General features: G+C 72.7%; 12 protein-coding genes. 4 read left to right on the top strand and 8 right to left on the bottom strand.

Annotated features, from left to right (window positions below; translation table 11 throughout):
• On the bottom strand, positions 1 to 2,374 hold a 2,374-nt coding region (locus tag HF519_RS25720; protein ID WP_169415579.1), incomplete at its 3' end, for a DUF6049 family protein.
• A complete protein-coding gene (locus HF519_RS25725; RefSeq protein ID WP_169415580.1) occupies positions 2,371 to 2,865 on the bottom strand; it encodes an NUDIX domain-containing protein in 495 nt (164 codons plus the stop codon). The genes HF519_RS25720 and HF519_RS25725, both read right to left, overlap by 4 nt.
• Positions 2,866 to 3,089: 224 nt before the next feature.
• Between HF519_RS25725 and HF519_RS25730 the strand changes: the two genes are divergently transcribed.
• On the top strand, positions 3,090 to 4,517 hold the full coding sequence (locus tag HF519_RS25730; RefSeq protein ID WP_169415588.1) for a CCA tRNA nucleotidyltransferase: 1,428 nt from the start codon (positions 3,090 to 3,092) through the stop codon (positions 4,515 to 4,517).
• A gap of 14 nt (positions 4,518 to 4,531) precedes the next feature.
• On the opposite strand, the gene HF519_RS25735 is transcribed toward HF519_RS25730, so the two are convergent.
• Positions 4,532 to 5,836 carry an MFS transporter gene (locus HF519_RS25735; protein ID WP_312860347.1) on the bottom strand — a complete coding sequence of 435 codons (1,305 nt, stop codon included), beginning with the start codon at positions 5,834 to 5,836 and terminating at the stop codon, positions 4,532 to 4,534.
• Positions 5,837 to 5,933: 97 nt separating this feature from the next.
• Between HF519_RS25735 and HF519_RS25740 the strand changes: the two genes are divergently transcribed.
• Complete coding sequence (locus tag HF519_RS25740) at positions 5,934 to 6,527, top strand: YqgE/AlgH family protein (protein ID WP_169415581.1); 594 nt, start codon at positions 5,934 to 5,936, stop codon at positions 6,525 to 6,527.
• A gap of 194 nt (positions 6,528 to 6,721) precedes the next feature.
• Here HF519_RS25740 and HF519_RS25745 read toward each other — a convergent pair whose 3' ends face one another.
• The gene (locus HF519_RS25745; RefSeq protein WP_312860348.1) at positions 6,722 to 7,198 is read right to left on the bottom strand and encodes an SdpI family protein; all 477 of its coding nucleotides are present in this window, start codon (positions 7,196 to 7,198) and stop codon (positions 6,722 to 6,724) included.
• 242 nt (positions 7,199 to 7,440) lie between these two features.
• On the opposite strand from HF519_RS25745, the gene leuS reads away from it, so the two are divergent.
• Positions 7,441 to 10,383, top strand: a complete 2,943-nt coding sequence (leuS, locus tag HF519_RS25750; RefSeq protein ID WP_169415583.1) for a leucine--tRNA ligase — start codon at positions 7,441 to 7,443, stop codon at positions 10,381 to 10,383.
• Positions 10,384 to 10,482: 99 nt separating this feature from the next.
• Here leuS and HF519_RS25755 read toward each other — a convergent pair whose 3' ends face one another.
• The 4 genes from HF519_RS25755 to HF519_RS25770 form a co-directional block, all read right to left on the bottom strand.
• Positions 10,483 to 11,193 carry an SDR family oxidoreductase gene (locus tag HF519_RS25755; RefSeq protein ID WP_169415584.1) on the bottom strand — a complete coding sequence of 237 codons (711 nt, stop codon included), beginning with the start codon at positions 11,191 to 11,193 and terminating at the stop codon, positions 10,483 to 10,485.
• 109 nt (positions 11,194 to 11,302) lie between these two features.
• Entirely contained in the window at positions 11,303 to 11,881 is a 579-nt protein-coding gene (locus HF519_RS25760; protein WP_211170579.1) for a C40 family peptidase, read from the bottom strand.
• A 544-nt stretch (positions 11,882 to 12,425) separates the two neighbouring features.
• Positions 12,426 to 13,505 (bottom strand): inositol-3-phosphate synthase, encoded by a 1,080-nt coding sequence (locus HF519_RS25765; RefSeq protein ID WP_169415585.1) that lies wholly within the window; start codon positions 13,503 to 13,505, stop codon positions 12,426 to 12,428.
• A 14-nt stretch (positions 13,506 to 13,519) separates the two neighbouring features.
• Positions 13,520 to 14,107 carry a PadR family transcriptional regulator gene (locus tag HF519_RS25770; protein WP_169415586.1) on the bottom strand — a complete coding sequence of 196 codons (588 nt, stop codon included), beginning with the start codon at positions 14,105 to 14,107 and terminating at the stop codon, positions 13,520 to 13,522.
• Between the two features lie 196 nt (positions 14,108 to 14,303).
• On the opposite strand from HF519_RS25770, the gene HF519_RS25775 reads away from it, so the two are divergent.
• Positions 14,304 to 14,708: a DUF5318 domain-containing protein gene (locus HF519_RS25775; protein ID WP_169415587.1), complete on the top strand. Its 405-nt coding sequence runs from the start codon at positions 14,304 to 14,306 to the stop codon at positions 14,706 to 14,708.
• Positions 14,709 to 14,884: the final 176 nt, after the last annotated feature.

The following is a 14,884-nucleotide window of genomic DNA, read 5'->3' on the forward strand; positions in this document are numbered from 1 at the left end:
CGGCCGACCGGGCGGGCGGGTTCGCCCGGTCGGCCGGGTGCGCCCGGGTGGTCGGGCCGACCTGGTCGGGCGGGCCCACCGGGCCACCCGGGACGGCGTGCCGGCCCGGCTCCCCACGGGTCCGGCGCAGGATCCGGCGGGCGGCCAGAACCACCAGCAGCACCCCCGCGGTCGCCGTCAGCCACACAGTGATGGTGCCGTAAGCGGTCGAGCGAACTTGCAGGCGGCTCGGCGGTCCGAGTGGCCCACCGTCCAGCGTGCGGACCGCAGCGTCGACGATGAACTGCCCGGAGCGTGTCACCTCGGCGCTCACCCGAACCTGGATACGGCCGAGCGGCGGGATCCGCTGCTCCGGGATCGGCGCCACCCGGAGCCCCGCGGTGCTCGCGATCTCCACGCGCACCTTCATCGCGACCGGCAGCCCGTTGGCCACGGTGAGCAGCAGCGGTGCGTCGGCCGTGCCCAGCGAGTACGGCCCCGGGGGCTCGAGGACCCGGACCGAGGAACGCAGCTCGGTCACGCGGTCGGTGGTGGCGTCGCCGGATCGTTCGGCGAGCTCGGGGCGGCCTCGCCAGGCCGACGACGTCGGGCGCAGCGTGTCGCGCAGCAGCGGGTCGAAGACCGCGGCGGGGGTCGCGCCCACACCGAGCTCGTTGTCGGCGGAGGCCCGTAGCCGCTCGACGTCGTCGCCGGTCACGCGCATCGCGTCCACCACGGCGGGCGGGATCTCGCGAGCGCCCGCCCGCAGGGGGTAGGACAGCCGCTGGGCGTCCGCGCCGGGGGGCGGCCCGGCGGTGGCCGTGGTGCCGAGCGCTCGAGGCTGCAGTCGGCCGTCGGCCAGCAACCGGGCGGCCGTGGTGAGCAGGGCACCGGCCCCGGTGCCGTCGACGGCCCACTGGTGCGGCGGCGCGAGCACGAGCGGCCCGGTGCTGCTCGCGGCCGGCCCGGCCGCGGTGCGGTAGACCAGGGCGCCGATGAGGTCCTGGGTGGACAGGGGTGTGGAGGTCCCGGCCGGGGCGCTGGTGACCGGAACCGCGCTGCTCGGCCCGGTGCGGGTGGACTCCGTGGCGCCGGTGCGACCGGCGGCGGCCACCGTGAGCAGCGGATCGGTGAGCACGCCGCCCTGCCCGGCGGGCCCACCGGCGATCGGCAGCACACCGGTGGTCCGCGTGACGCGGCCCTGGTCGATGCCCTCCGCCGACAGGATCACGGTGCCGGCCCCGGCGGCGGTGCCGGCCCCGACCGCGCCCAGCGTGGGCTCGTCGAGCAGGCCGTCGGCCGGCCACAGGACCTCGTCGAGCACGGGCGTCCCGAGGATCGACTCGGTGATGCTCCGGCCGTCGGTCACCGCCCGGGTGGCGAGTGGGGCGAGGCCGCCGCGGGTCAGCGCGACCAGGTCGGCGTCGGCGAAGGGCAGCGCCAACAGGCAACCGCCCCGGGTGGCCGCGGCCAGCGCATCCAGCCACTGCCCCGCGACCTCGGCGCCCCGTCCGGGCGTCACGGTTCCGTCGGGGGCGCGGACCTGGTAGCCCTCCCGCATCGCCGAGGCGGTCTGCAGCAGGTCGGGATCGACCGCGACGCACGTCGCCTCCCGCAACCCGGAGCCAGCCGGGGCCTGCTGTGCGAGCGCGCCGACCAGACCGCCGAGCCGTCCGGTGGGGGCGAACAGGTCGGCCAGGTCGTCGTCGGTGAGTGTGGTGGTCTCCCCCGGGACCGTCGGCAGCCGCCGTGGTGCGTCGACGATCGGATAGAGAAGCGTGAACGGCGAGGCCACCGGGGCCGGGGACTCGATCGGGGGGCCGGCCGCCGGGTCGGCGGGCAGCGAGTGCACCGGGAGCAGCATCCGGACCGCCGCCAGCCGGGCGCGCGCCCCCTCCCGCGGTGCCCCGTTGACGTTGACCAGCAGTTCGTAGACGCCGGGCCGGGAGAGCGCGAGGCTGGTGGTCGGCTCGCCGCGCAGGGGCACGGTGATGCGCACCGGCATGCTCCCGCCGGGGGCCAGCTCACCGGGCAGGTCGAGGAACTGCGGGGTCACGGCGTCGCTCGGAGCGCGCCCGTCGAGCGCGGTGCGGACCTCGCCCTCGGTGCTCAGGGCCTCGCCGCGCTGCAACCGGATCGCGAGGTCCTCCACGACCGTGTCACTGGTGTTGGTGAGCGTGCCCTCCACGGTGATCGTCTCCGGCCCGTCGGCGGTGACCATCCGCGGGTCGGCCTGGCCGAGGGCGAGAAGCAGCGGGCCGCCGACCTCCGGAGTGACGACCGGGGAGGCGGCGGGCGCGGGAGCCGCAGCGGGCGGAGCGGCGAGTGCCGAGCCGGCGAGCGGGCCGGAGAGCAGCAGTACCGCGATCGCGACCAGGGTCGCGACCAGCCTCACGCCGATTCCTCCAACAGCTCCGTCGCCCGCCGGATCAGCCGGCGCTCGTCGGCGTAGGCGAGCCGGGACTCCAGCTCACCCAACGGCACCCACGCCACCTCGGAGACCTCGACGTCGGAGTCGGACAGTTCGCCGCCGAGCGCGCGCAGCAGGAAATGGTGCACGGTCTTGTGCACGCGGCGGTCCTCGGCGACGAACCAGAAATCGATGGTGCCCAGCGGTGCGACCACGCGACCGATGATGCCGGTTTCCTCTTCGACCTCGCGAACCGCCGCCTCTTCGGCGGTCTCACCGGCCTCGATGTGTCCTTTGGGCAACGACCAGAGCAGCCGGCCGCGGCGGTCCAGCCGTCCGATGACGGCCGCGGTGCCGTGCACGTGGTCGACGACCAGGCCGCCGGCCGAGGTCTCGTCCACCGTCCGCAACCGTCGACGCCGATCCGGAGGGCGGCCCGCGCGGCGCCCTCCCGAGCGGCCGCGTGAGGTGGACATGTGGCGATGGTAACGAGCAAGGCGGCAACCGGCCGCGCACGCGCCGTCACAGTCCCGAGCGGGCCGGGGCGGGCCCGCGGCCGAACTGCGGCGCGGTGGCCGGACGGGGACGCCTACACTGGCCCGCCGTGTCTTCCCCGCTGTTGATCCCCGGCTCCGCGGTGTCGTCGTCCGCCCCGGCGCGTCCCACGTCCGAGTCGTCGGCGGCGTCCTCCACGGCAGCGCTGCACCGCGAGCAGGAGAATGCGCTCGTGGAGTTGCTCGACATCGCGCCGGTCGCCGACGAGCTGGCCGCGCGGTTCGTCGCTGCCGGCCATCGGCTCTACCTGGTGGGGGGCAGTGTCCGTGACGCGCTGCTGGGCCGCGGTGGTGGCGACCTCGACTTCACCACCGACGCGCGACCGGGGACCGTGCTCGAGATCCTCTCCGGCTGGGCCGACGCGGTATGGGAGACCGGCATCGAGTTCGGCACCGTCGCTGCGCGCCGCCGCGGCCAGACCCTGGAGATCACCACCTTCCGGGCCGACGTGTACGACCGCGTCGGCCGCAAGCCGGCCGTCGCGTTCGGGAACACGATCGAGGGCGACCTGGCCCGCCGCGACTTCACGGTCAACGCGATGGCCGTCGAGCTGACCGGCCCGGGCGGGGAGCGCCGCTTCGTCGACCCCCACGGGGGGCTGGCGGCGCTGGCCGCGGGCACGCTGGACACCCCGGCCGCGCCTCAGGACTCCTTCGCCGACGACCCCCTGCGCATGCTGCGTGCGGCGCGGTTCGTCTCCCAGCTCGGTTTCACCCCCGCCCCCCGGGTGCAGGAGGCGATGACCGCGATGGCGGGTGAGCTGGCACGGATCACCAAGGAACGTGTCCAGGCCGAGTTCTCGAAGCTGATCCTCGGGGCGCACCCGCGGCGCGCGATCGAGCTCATGGTCGACACCGGGCTCGCCGAGTACGTGGTGCCCGAGGTGCCGGCCATGCGGCTGGCCATCGACGAGCACATGCAGCACAAGGACGTCTACACCCACTCGCTCGTGGTGATGGAGCAGGCGATCGAGCGGGAGACCGACGGACCGGACCTGGTGCTGCGGCTCGCCGCGCTGCTGCACGACGTCGGCAAGCCGCCGACCCGGCGCAAGGAGGCCGACGGGCGGGTCAGCTTCCACCATCACGAGGTGGTCGGCGCGAAGATGGTCCGCAAGCGTTTGCGTGACCTGCGCTACCCGAAGGCGGTCATCGACGAGGTGGCCCAGCTCGTCTACCTGCACCTGCGCTTCCATGGCTACGGCAAGGGCGAGTGGACGGACTCCGCGGTCCGCCGCTACGTCACCGACGCGGGCCCGCTGCTCGATCGGTTGCACAAGCTCGTCCGGTCGGACTGCACGACCCGCAACCGTCGTCGCGCCGCCGCGCTCCAGCGCAGCTACGACTCGCTCGAGCACCGCATCTCGGAGCTGCGCAAGCGGGAGGAGCTCGACGCGATCCGGCCCGACCTGGACGGTAACGCGATCATGGAGCTGCTCGGGATCCCGCCGGGCCCGCTGGTCGGCAAGGCCTACAAGCACCTGCTCGCGCTGCGTATGGAGCGCGGCCCGATGAGCCACGAGGAGGCGGAGGCCGAGCTGCGTCGGTGGGCGGCGGAGCAGGGCGTCGACTGAGGCAGGCTCGACGTTCAGCAGGTGCGGGTGCGCACCCGGCGCAGCTGCCAGTCGTGCGCGAGCAGGCCCAGTGCGTACACAGCCGCCGCGCCGACCATCAGCAGCGGTGCCCGGCCGTCGGGCGGGCTGAGCACGGCCGCGGCCCCGACCGCCAGCACGTAGCAGACGTTGAACACGGCGTCGTAGAGCGCGAACACCCGCCCGCGCACGGCGTCGCCCGCCTCGCTCTGCACCCCGGCGTCGGCGCACAGCTTGACCACCTGTCCCGCCGCGGCGAGCACGAACGCGGCGACCAGCACGGCGGGCAGGGTGAGGGTCACGGCCAGCCCGAGTTGGGCGGCCGCGGCGACGAGCAGCGCCACGCGCACGGTGCGCGCGCGTCCGATCCGGTGTGCCAGCCACGGGGTGAGCAGCGCCGCGGCCCCGAGCCCGAGGGCCGCCAGCACCACGGCCTCCCCCACCCCGGCCATCCCCGCGCGCAGCACCCCGCTGTCGGTGAAGGCGTAGCGGAACAGCATCAGCGAGACCAGCGTGGTGACGCCGAACGCGAGCCGGTGCGCGGCCAGCGCCAGGAACGATCCGGCGACGGTCGGGGTGGACGCGGTGGCGCGCGCCCCGTCGGCCAGCCCGCGGGCCACCGCGAGCAACGCCTGGCGTGGCTCGTTCGTCTCGTCGGGCCCCAGTAGCCGGCGTCGGAACCGGGCGGCGATCACCGCGGCCAGCACCGATCCGACGACCGCCGCCGCCGTGGTCAGCGCCGAGCCCATGTCGCCGGCACCCAGGACTGCGCGAAGGCCGATGGCGCTCGCGCCGCCCAGTGCGGCGACGGCGGCCCCGGCGGTGGCGGCCACGACGTTGGCCTCCACCAGGTGCCGGCGTTCCACCACGTGCGGCAGCGACGCGGACAGCCCGGAGAGCACGAACCGGCTCACCCCGGCCACGGCCAGCGCACCCAGGTACAGCGGCAGCCCTGCCGCCCCGCCCCCGACCATGATCGCGACCATCAGCACGAGCACCGCGCGGAGCAGGTTGGCGACCATCAGGACCCGACGCCGGTCCCAGCGGTCGAGCAACGCGCCGGCGAACGGGCCGATCACCGAGTACGGCAGCAGCATCACGGCGAGCCCGGCCGCGACGGCGAGCGGATCGGCCTGTCGCTCCGGGTTGAACAGCACGGCGCCGCCGAGCGCGGCCTGGAACATGCCGTCGCCCCACTGCGCCGTGAGCCGCACGGCCAGCAACCTGCGGAAGCCGCTGGTCCGGAGCAGCCGGCCGAAGCCGAGCTTCTCGGGGCGGACCTCGGCGGAGACCTCTGTCACGGCCGTTCCCGCATGCCCGACATCACCCGTCGGAGTGGGTATCGGCATCGGCACGACCTGAAGGCTACTGCGCCACGAAGGGTGCGACGATGGACGTGTGAGGGACGACCGCGTCGGCGCCGATGCCTCGACTCCGGTGGCGCCGGGCACCCTTCTGGTGGCCGCGCCGGGACTCGGCGACCCCAATTTCCGCCGCACCGTGATCTACATGATCGAGCACCGGGAGCAGGGCAGCCTGGGGGTCATCCTGAACCGGCCCAGCGAGGTCGAGGTCAGAGACGTGCTGCCGTACTGGGCGCCGCTGACCTCCGAACCGCGCTCGGTCTTCGTCGGTGGACCCGTGGACGCCCGGACGGCGTTATGCCTCGCCGCGCTGCGCACCGGGCAGGACACGAACGGGCTCACCGGGCTGGTCGTCGTCCGGTCCCCCGTCGTGCTGGTGGACCTGGACAGCGAGCCGACGGCGCTGGCTCCCCGGCTGCGGGGGCTGCGGGTCTTCGCCGGCTACTCGGGCTGGGACGCGGGACAGCTCGCCGGGGAGATCGCCCGGGGCGACTGGATCGTGGTGCCCGCACTGCCCGACGACGTGCTGACCGGTCAGCACGTCGACCTGTGGGGGCGGGTGCTGCGTCGTCAGGGCGTGCCGCTGGCCCTGCTGGCCACCTTCCCGTCCGAGGCCGGACTGAACTGAGACCGCCCGTCGCCGGACCGCGACCACCCCGAGTTGTTCGACCGGGTGGCGGCCTGCGCGGGCCGGTCCGACGAGGTGACGCTCGACGGCGAGGCGGTGACCCCGCAGCCCGGTGGCTCCTACGACGGCCGGACCACCGCGGACGCGGTGGGCCCGTTCGAGGGCGTGCCCGGTTCCGGGGCTGGGAGCCCGGCTCAGGTCTGGGCGGAGGCCTCATCGGCCGACGGCCCGGCCGCCTCGGCCTCCCCGGCGGGCCGGCACCCGGCCACGAGGTCACATCCCGCGCACGTCCCTCCGCACGGCGACGGGGCGGGCTCCGCGGCGGCGAGCCGAGCGGCGGCCCGGTCGCCGAGCGCCCCGCCCACCCCACTCAGCACCAGGGTGCCCACCCCGGTGACGGCGAGAACGACCCAGCCGATCGCCCCCGGCCTGCCGGCCAGGAGCACCGCGCCACCGGCCAGCGCGATCGCACCGGCGGCCCCCACGAGCGGCGCCGCCACCCGGTTGGCCAGCGCGAAGGTGCGCTCCGAGTGCAGGGTGGCCGCGGTGCGGACGCCGGCGATCCGGTTGCGGGGCAGCCGGGAGCGGGCACCGAGCACAGCGACGGTGACCAGCAGCACACCGGCGAGGACCAGGACGGGACCGACGATCAGGCTGACGGTGAGCGGCACCCCGTCAGGGTAGGCCAACCGGTTCGCACCCTCCCGGCCAGCGGCGTTACGCTGGAATACGTGTGGACGGCCCGCCGACTCCAAGCCGATGCTCGACCGCGCAAGCGGGTCTTCGGTGTCGAGGCTGTGCCGGACTGAGCCGACCCGAGAGCTACCGGCACGGCGACCCCTCATGCCGAACGGCAAGAGGGGTCCCTTGTTTTCACGGCCGTCACGAATTTCTTCCTCGAGGTGAGCGGGACATGAGCACGGACACCACCACGCAGCCGGCCGCGGAACGCGCCGGTGCCGAGGGCGGGCAGGGCACGCCCCCGTTCCGCTACGGGGCGGCGCTGGCCGGCGACATCGAGCGCAAGTGGCAGGACCGCTGGGAGACCGAGGGCACGTTCCACGCCCCGAACCCCTCGGGGCCGTGGGCCGAGCCGGATCAGGTCAGCGGCGAGAAGGTCTACCTGCTCGACATGTTCCCCTACCCCTCCGGGGCGGGCCTGCACGTGGGGCACCCGCTGGGCTTCATCGGCACCGACGTCCTGGGCCGCTACCTGCGGATGACCGGGCACAACGTGCTGCACGCGATGGGCTTCGACGCGTTCGGCCTTCCCGCCGAGCAGTACGCGGTGCAGACGGGCACGCACCCGCGCACCACGACCGAGGCGAACATCGAGCGGTACAAGGCGCAGCTGCGTCAGCTGGGCCTGGGCCACGACCAGCGTCGCTCGGTCGCGACCACCGACGTCGACTTCTACCGCTGGACGCAGTGGATCTTTCTGCAGATCTACAACGCCTGGTACGACGAGGACGCGCAGAAGGCCCGGCCGATCAGCGAGCTGGAGGCCGAGTTCGCGCAGGGTGGGCGGAGCACCCCGGACGGCCGGGACTGGTCCGAGCTGACCGGCGCCGAGCAGCGCGAGATCATCGACTCCTACCGGCTGGCCTACATCTCCGAGGCGCCGGTCAACTGGTGTCCCGGCCTGGGCACGGTGCTGGCGAACGAGGAGGTCACCGCCGACGGGCGCAGCGAGCGGGGCAACTTCCCCGTGTTCCGGCGCAACCTGAAGCAGTGGATGATGCGGATCACCGCCTACGCCGACCGGCTGGTGTCCGACCTGGACCGGCTGGACTGGCCGGAGTCGGTCAAGGCCATGCAGCGGAACTGGATCGGCCGGTCGCAGGGCGCCCGGGTGCAGTTCCCGGTCGTCGGTGTCGACCCCGCAGCGCCCTCCATCGAGGTCTTCACCACCCGTCCCGACACGCTGTTCGGCGCCACCTACATGGTGCTGGCGCCGGAGCACCCGCTGGTCGACGAGATCGCCCCGGCCGAGTGGCCCGCCGGCACCGCCGAGTCCGATGTGGACGGTCGATGGACCGGTGGCGCTGCGACCCCGGCCGAGGCCATCGCGGCCTACCGGGCCGCGGCCGCGCGCAAGTCCGAGCTGGACCGCCAGGAGAACAAGGACAAAACCGGTGTGTTCACCGGCGCGTACGCCACCAACCCGGTCAACGGGCAGGCGATCCCGGTGTTCGTCGCCGACTACGTGCTGATGGGCTACGGCACCGGCGCGATCATGGCCGTTCCCGGGCAGGACCAGCGCGACTGGGACTTCGCGACCGCGTTCGGGCTGCCCATCGTGCGGACGGTGCAGCCGAGTGAGGGCTTCGAGTCCGCCGGCGGCGAGGCGTTCACCGGCGAGGGCCCCGCGATCAACTCGGCCAACGACGAGATCAGCCTGAACGGTATGGGCGTGGCCGAGGCCAAGGCCGCGATCACGGACTGGCTGGTCGCGAAGGGCGCCGGCTCGGCGCAGACCCAGTACAAGCTGCGCGACTGGCTGTTCTCCCGGCAGCGCTACTGGGGCGAGCCGTTCCCGGTGGCCTGGGACGCCGACGGCCGGCCGGTCGCGCTGCCGGAATCCGAGCTGCCGGTCGAGCTGCCCGAGATCGACGACTACTCCCCCAAGACCTACGACCCGGACGCGGCGGACACCGAGCCGGAGCCGCCGCTGTCGCGGGCGCAGGAGTGGTTGGACGTCGAGCTGGACCTGGGCAACGGGCTGCAGCGCTACCGCCGCGAGACCAACACGATGCCGCAGTGGGCGGGCTCGTGCTGGTACTACCTGCGTTACCTGGACCCGCAGAACTCCGACCGGTTCGTCGACGCCGAGGTCGAGCGGTACTGGCTGGGCAAGGACACCACGCGCGCCGCCGACGACCCGGGCGGGGTCGACCTCTACGTCGGCGGGGTCGAGCACGCGGTGCTGCACCTGCTGTACGCGCGGTTCTGGCACAAGGTGCTGTTCGACCTGGGCCACGTCAGCTCCGAGGAGCCGTTCCGCCGGCTGTTCAACCAGGGCTACATCCAGGCCTACGCCTACACCGACGCCCGCGGCACCTACGTGCCGGCGGAGGAGGTCGTCGAGGAGCTGGTCGACGGCGAGCCCCGTTTCACGTGGAACGGCCAGCCCGTCAACCGGGAGTACGGGAAGATGGGCAAGTCGCTGCGCAACGTGGTGACCCCCGACGAGATCAGCGAGCGCTACGGCGCCGACACGTTCCGGCTCTACGAGATGTCGACCGGTCCGATGGAGGTCTCCCGGCCCTGGTCGACGCGCGACGTCGTGGGCTCGCAGCGGTTCCTGCAGCGGGTGTGGCGCAACCTGGTCGACGAGCAGACCGGCGAGTCCCGGGTCAGCGACGCCGAGCCCGACACCGACACCCTGCGGCTGCTGCACCGCACCATCGCCGGGGTGCACGCGGACTACACCGCGCTGCACTACAACACGGCGGCGGCCAAGCTGATCGAGCTGAACAACCACCTGACGAAGGTGTACGGCCCGGGATCGCAGACCGGCGTCCCGCGCTCGGTGGCGGAGCCACTGGTGCTGATGCTGGCCCCGCTGACCCCGCACATCGCCGAGGAACTGTGGTCGGTCCTGGGCCACGACACCTCGCTGGCGCACGGGCCGTTCCCGGTGGCCGACGAGCAGTACCTGGTCGCCGACACCGTCGAGTATCCGATCCAGGTCAACGGCAAGGTCCGCTCCCGGATCACGGTGCCCGCCGATGCCGACCTCGAGGCCGTCAAGGCCGCGGCGCTGGGCGAGGAGAAGATCGTCGCGATGATGGACGGCCGCGAGCCGCGCAAGGTGATCGTGGTCCCGAACCGGCTGGTCAACATCGTCATCTGACGGTCGCGGCCGGCCGGCCTCCGGTCCGTGCCCCCGTGCCGCCGGGAGATCCGGCGGTACGGGGGACCTGGCGTCCCGCCCGCCGACGCCGAGCCCGGGTCAGCCGCCGGCCGGGCGGAGCACGACCTCGGTGAGCACGGCGTCGTCCGGTGCGGTCACCGCGAGCAGCACCGCGCCGGCGACGGACTCCGGACGCAGGTAACGGCCCGGGTCGTACTCGCCGCCCTCGTGCGCGACGACGCCGCGCTGCATCTCGGTGTCCACCCGGCCGGGATGCACCGAGGTGACGCGCACGCCGTTGTCGGCCTCCTCGGCCCGCAGCGCGTCGGCGAAGGCGCGCAGGGCGAACTTGCTGGCGGCGTACGACGCCCAGCCGGGCCGGGCGGTGAACCCGGCGCCCGAGTTGATGAGCACCACGTCGCCGCGGGCGGCGCGCAGCGCGGGCAGCAGGAGCCGGGTCAGCTCGGCCACGGCGATGACGTTGATGTCGAACTGCCGTCGCCAGGTCTCGGCGTCGGTCTCGGCGACCGTGCCCAGCAGACCGACCCCGGCGGAGTGCACCAGCACGTCGAGCCGGTCCACCCCGGCGGTGGCGACGGCCAGCGCAGCGGGGTCGGTCAGCTCGACCGGCCACGGGCGTGCCCCGGGAAGCTCCGCGGCGAGCCTCTCCAGGGCGTCGGCGTCCCGGCCGCCGAGAAGCAGGTCGTAGCGGGATGCGAGGGCCCGGGCCACCGCCGCGCCGATTCCCCGGGAGGCGCCGGTGACGAGGGCGAGTGGACGGGCGCTCGGTGCGTCGGCGGGCTCACTCACGGTGTCCGACTCTACGCAGTCGCGATCACTCGCGCCTGTCGCACGCACCGCCGGACCGGCCGAGGGGATGTGCCGGTCCGGCGGGCGGGAGGGGCCGTGGGGCCCCGGGTCAGATGCGTCGTGCGGAGTTGAACGGCATCCGGCTCATGTCGGCGAGCTTGACGGGCTGGCTGGAGGTGCTGGCGTGCACCACCTTGCCGTTGCCGACGTAGATCGCGACGTGGCTGACCGGCCTGTAGAAGAAGACCAGGTCGCCGGGTCGCAGGTTGGACTTGGAGACCGGGGTGCCGACCGTGGCCATGGCGCGGCTGGTGCGCGGCAGCGAGATGCCGGCCTTCTTGAAGGACCAGTTGACGAGACCCGAGCAGTCGAAGGCCGACGGGCCCGCTGCCCCCCAACGGTACGGGGCACCGATCTTGCTGAGCGCGTTCTTCAGGGCCGAGGCGCGGGCGGCGACCGGTGCGGCTCCGCCGAGGGCGGCGGCCGGGGCGGTCAGGGCGACGGTGCGGACCTCACCGCTGAGGAGTGTGGGGGCGGCAGTCGAGAGGGGGGCCGCGGCGGGGGCGACGGGTGCTCCCGCCGCGGCCGCCGAGGTGGTGGCGGGCAGGAGAGCGAACAGTGCGGCGGCTGCGGAGGTGACGGCGACGACAGCGGTGCGGATCGCCGGCGCGGGTCTGTGCTTGGGCAACGCAGTGTTCCTTCGTTAGCACCGCCGAACGTCGTTCCCCGGCCGGCCCGGGGGAGGGCCGTGGAGACACAGACGGAGCGCGGCAGGGTGCTGGGGCCGCAGGGGGAGCCCGGCCGGGCCGCGCTTCGTCCGTTCAGTCGGTGACCCCGCGCCCTCCGCTCCGGTTGAGCGACGATGTCGCGAGGCCGTCGAAAAATTACGAACACTTTTACTGCGTTTGCCATGACGGAAGTCTCAATCCTGCTGCTCCTTTCCGTGAGTACGATCACGAAAAGGTAAACACGGAAAGAGTAATGACAGCGATGTAATCCGCATCCACCGTGGGTTGCTACTGGTCACAAGCGGTGATCTTCCGCACAATATCCCTCGATATCGCTTCGTTATTGGTCTGAAAGAGTGAAAGACGTTGCAGAACGGAACCACCATGGACTTGGTGAAAAATTTGCGATAACGAAAGGATCTCGGGCGCACACGAAACGGCCCCGGCCGCCGACGAACGCCGGCGGCCGGGGCCGCTACAGGGTGGTGCGGAAGGTGCTGCGGGTCAGTCCTCCCGCTCGCCGCGGATGAACTCCTCGACCGCGTGCCGTGCCTCGTCGTCGCTGTACTGCTCCGGCGGGGACTTCATGAAGTAGCTCGACGCGGAGAGGATCGGCCCGCCGATGCCGCGGTCCTTGGCCAGCTTCGCCGCACGCACGGCGTCGATGATGATGCCGGCCGAGTTGGGCGAGTCCCAGACCTCGAGCTTGTACTCCAGGTTGAGCGGCACGTCGCCGAACGCCCGGCCCTCGAGCCGCACGTAGGCCCACTTGCGGTCGTCGAGCCAGGCCACGTAGTCCGACGGACCGATGTGGACGTTGTCCCGGCCGAGATCGCGGTCGACCTGCGACGTGACGGACTGGGTCTTGGAGACCTTCTTGGACTCCAGCCGCTCGAGCTCCTTCATGTTCAGGAAGTCCATGTTGCCGCCGACGTTGAGCTGCATCGTGCGGTCGAGCTGGACGCCCCGATCCTCGAAGAGCTTGGCCAGCACCCGGTGCGTGATCGTGGCGCCGACCTGGGACTTGATGTCGTCACCGACGATCGGGACGCCGGCGGCACGGAACTTCTCCGCCCACACCGGGTCCGAGGCGATGAACACCGGCAGCGCGTTGACGAAGGCCACCCCGGCGTCGATCGCACACTGGGCGTAGAACCGGTCGGCCGCCTCGCTGCCCACCGGCAGGTAGGAGACCAGCACGTCGGCCTGCGTCTCGCGCAGCACCGCGGCCACGTCCACCGGCTCCTCGTCGGACTCGGTGATGGTCTCCCGGTAGAACCGGCCGAGCCCGTCGAGCGTGTGCCCGCGCTGCACCGGGACGTCCAGCGGCGGCACGTCGGCGATCTTGATGGTGTTGTTCTCGCTCGCGCCGATGGCCTCCGAGAGGTCCCGGCCGACCTTCTTGGCGTCGACGTCGAACGCGGCGACGAACCGGATGTCGCGGACGTGGTAGCCACCGAAGTCCACGTGCATCAGCCCGGGGACACGCGACGCCGGGTCGGCGTCTGCGTAGTAGTGGACGCCCTGTACCAGCGACGCCGCGCAGTTGCCGACGCCGACGACGGCGACTCGCACCTGACTCATGGCCGGCTCCTCCTTCATCTCGTGGTTCCGGCCTCGTCGCCGGGGGGGTCCTGTTGTTCTGCCCGCTCACGCGTGATCAGCTCGTTCAGCCACCGCACCTCGCGCTCGGTGCTGTCCAGCCCGAGCTGGTGCAGTTCCCGCGTGTAGCGGTCGATCTGCTCGCCGGCTCTCGACAGCGCCGACCGCAGGCCCTCACGGCGTTCCTCGACGGCACGTCGCCGGCCTTCGAGGATCCGCATCCGGGCCTCGGCCGGGGTGCGCGAGAAGAACGCCAGATGGACGCCGAAGCTGTCGTCGTCCCAGGTCTGGGGTCCGGCGTCGGCGAGCAGCTCGGCGAGGCGTTCCTTGCCCTCGGCGGTGATCCGGTAGACCCGCCTGCTGCGCCGCGACCAGCTGCCCGAAGACGATGGCGTCGTCTCGGGGCTCGACTGGTCGGTGTCCTCGACGATGAGGCCGGCCCGGGTGAGCCGGCGCAACGCGGGGTACAGCGAGCCGTAGGAGAAGACACGGAAGCCCCCGAGCCGGACACCGAGCCGCTTGCGAAGCTCGTAACCGTGCACGGGCGCCTCGTGGAGCAGTCCCAGGATCGCCAGCTCGAGCACCGCGACCCTCCTCCTCCCCCGGCCCCTGCGGGCCGCACCACCGCCCGGGCTCGGGCGAGCGGCGACCGGTGATGGCTGACCGATTATATCGGCGCGATACATCAGGCTGCAGCATCGAGACAACGGTCACCCCCTGCCCGGGTACTCCCGAGGGCGGTCCGGCGAGTCGTTTGGGTCCCGCGCGTACCCTGGTCGGGTGCTCACCCAGCGACAGGTGGTCGACTACGCGTTGCAGCGCCGGGCGCTGCTCGCCGACGTCTACTCCGGTCGGGTCGGGGTGGCCGAGGTCTGTGACGCCAGCCCGTACCTGCTCCGAGCTGCCCGATTCCACGGCGAACCGAGCGAGCAGACGTGCCCGGTGTGCCGGAAGGAACGGCTCACTCTGGTGTCGTGGATCTTCGGCGAGGAGCTCAAGCACGCCGCCGGGTCGGCGCGCAAGCCCGAGGAGCTGGAACGGCTCGCGGGCCTCTACAACGAGTTCTCCGTCTATGTCGTCGAGGTCTGCCGCACCTGTAGTTGGAACCATCTGGTGCTGTCCTACGTCCTGGGTACCGGGGGGCGCTCCGGTCGGACGGACCGACGGAGGACCGCCGCCGAGTGACCCAGCGAGACATCCGGCAACGCGCTCCCGACACGATCGCGTCGGACGAGCCCGACTGCGCGCTGTCGACCCGTCCGTGCTCTCCCGGACGGGCCTGCACCACGACCGAACTCGGAGCCAGCGGTGAGTGATCAGCGCGATCCCCGGTTCGACCAGGGACCCCCGAACAACGGCCC

The sequence above is a fragment of the Pseudonocardia bannensis genome, from assembly GCF_012911875.1.
Taxonomy (GTDB): domain Bacteria; phylum Actinomycetota; class Actinomycetes; order Mycobacteriales; family Pseudonocardiaceae; genus Pseudonocardia; species Pseudonocardia bannensis.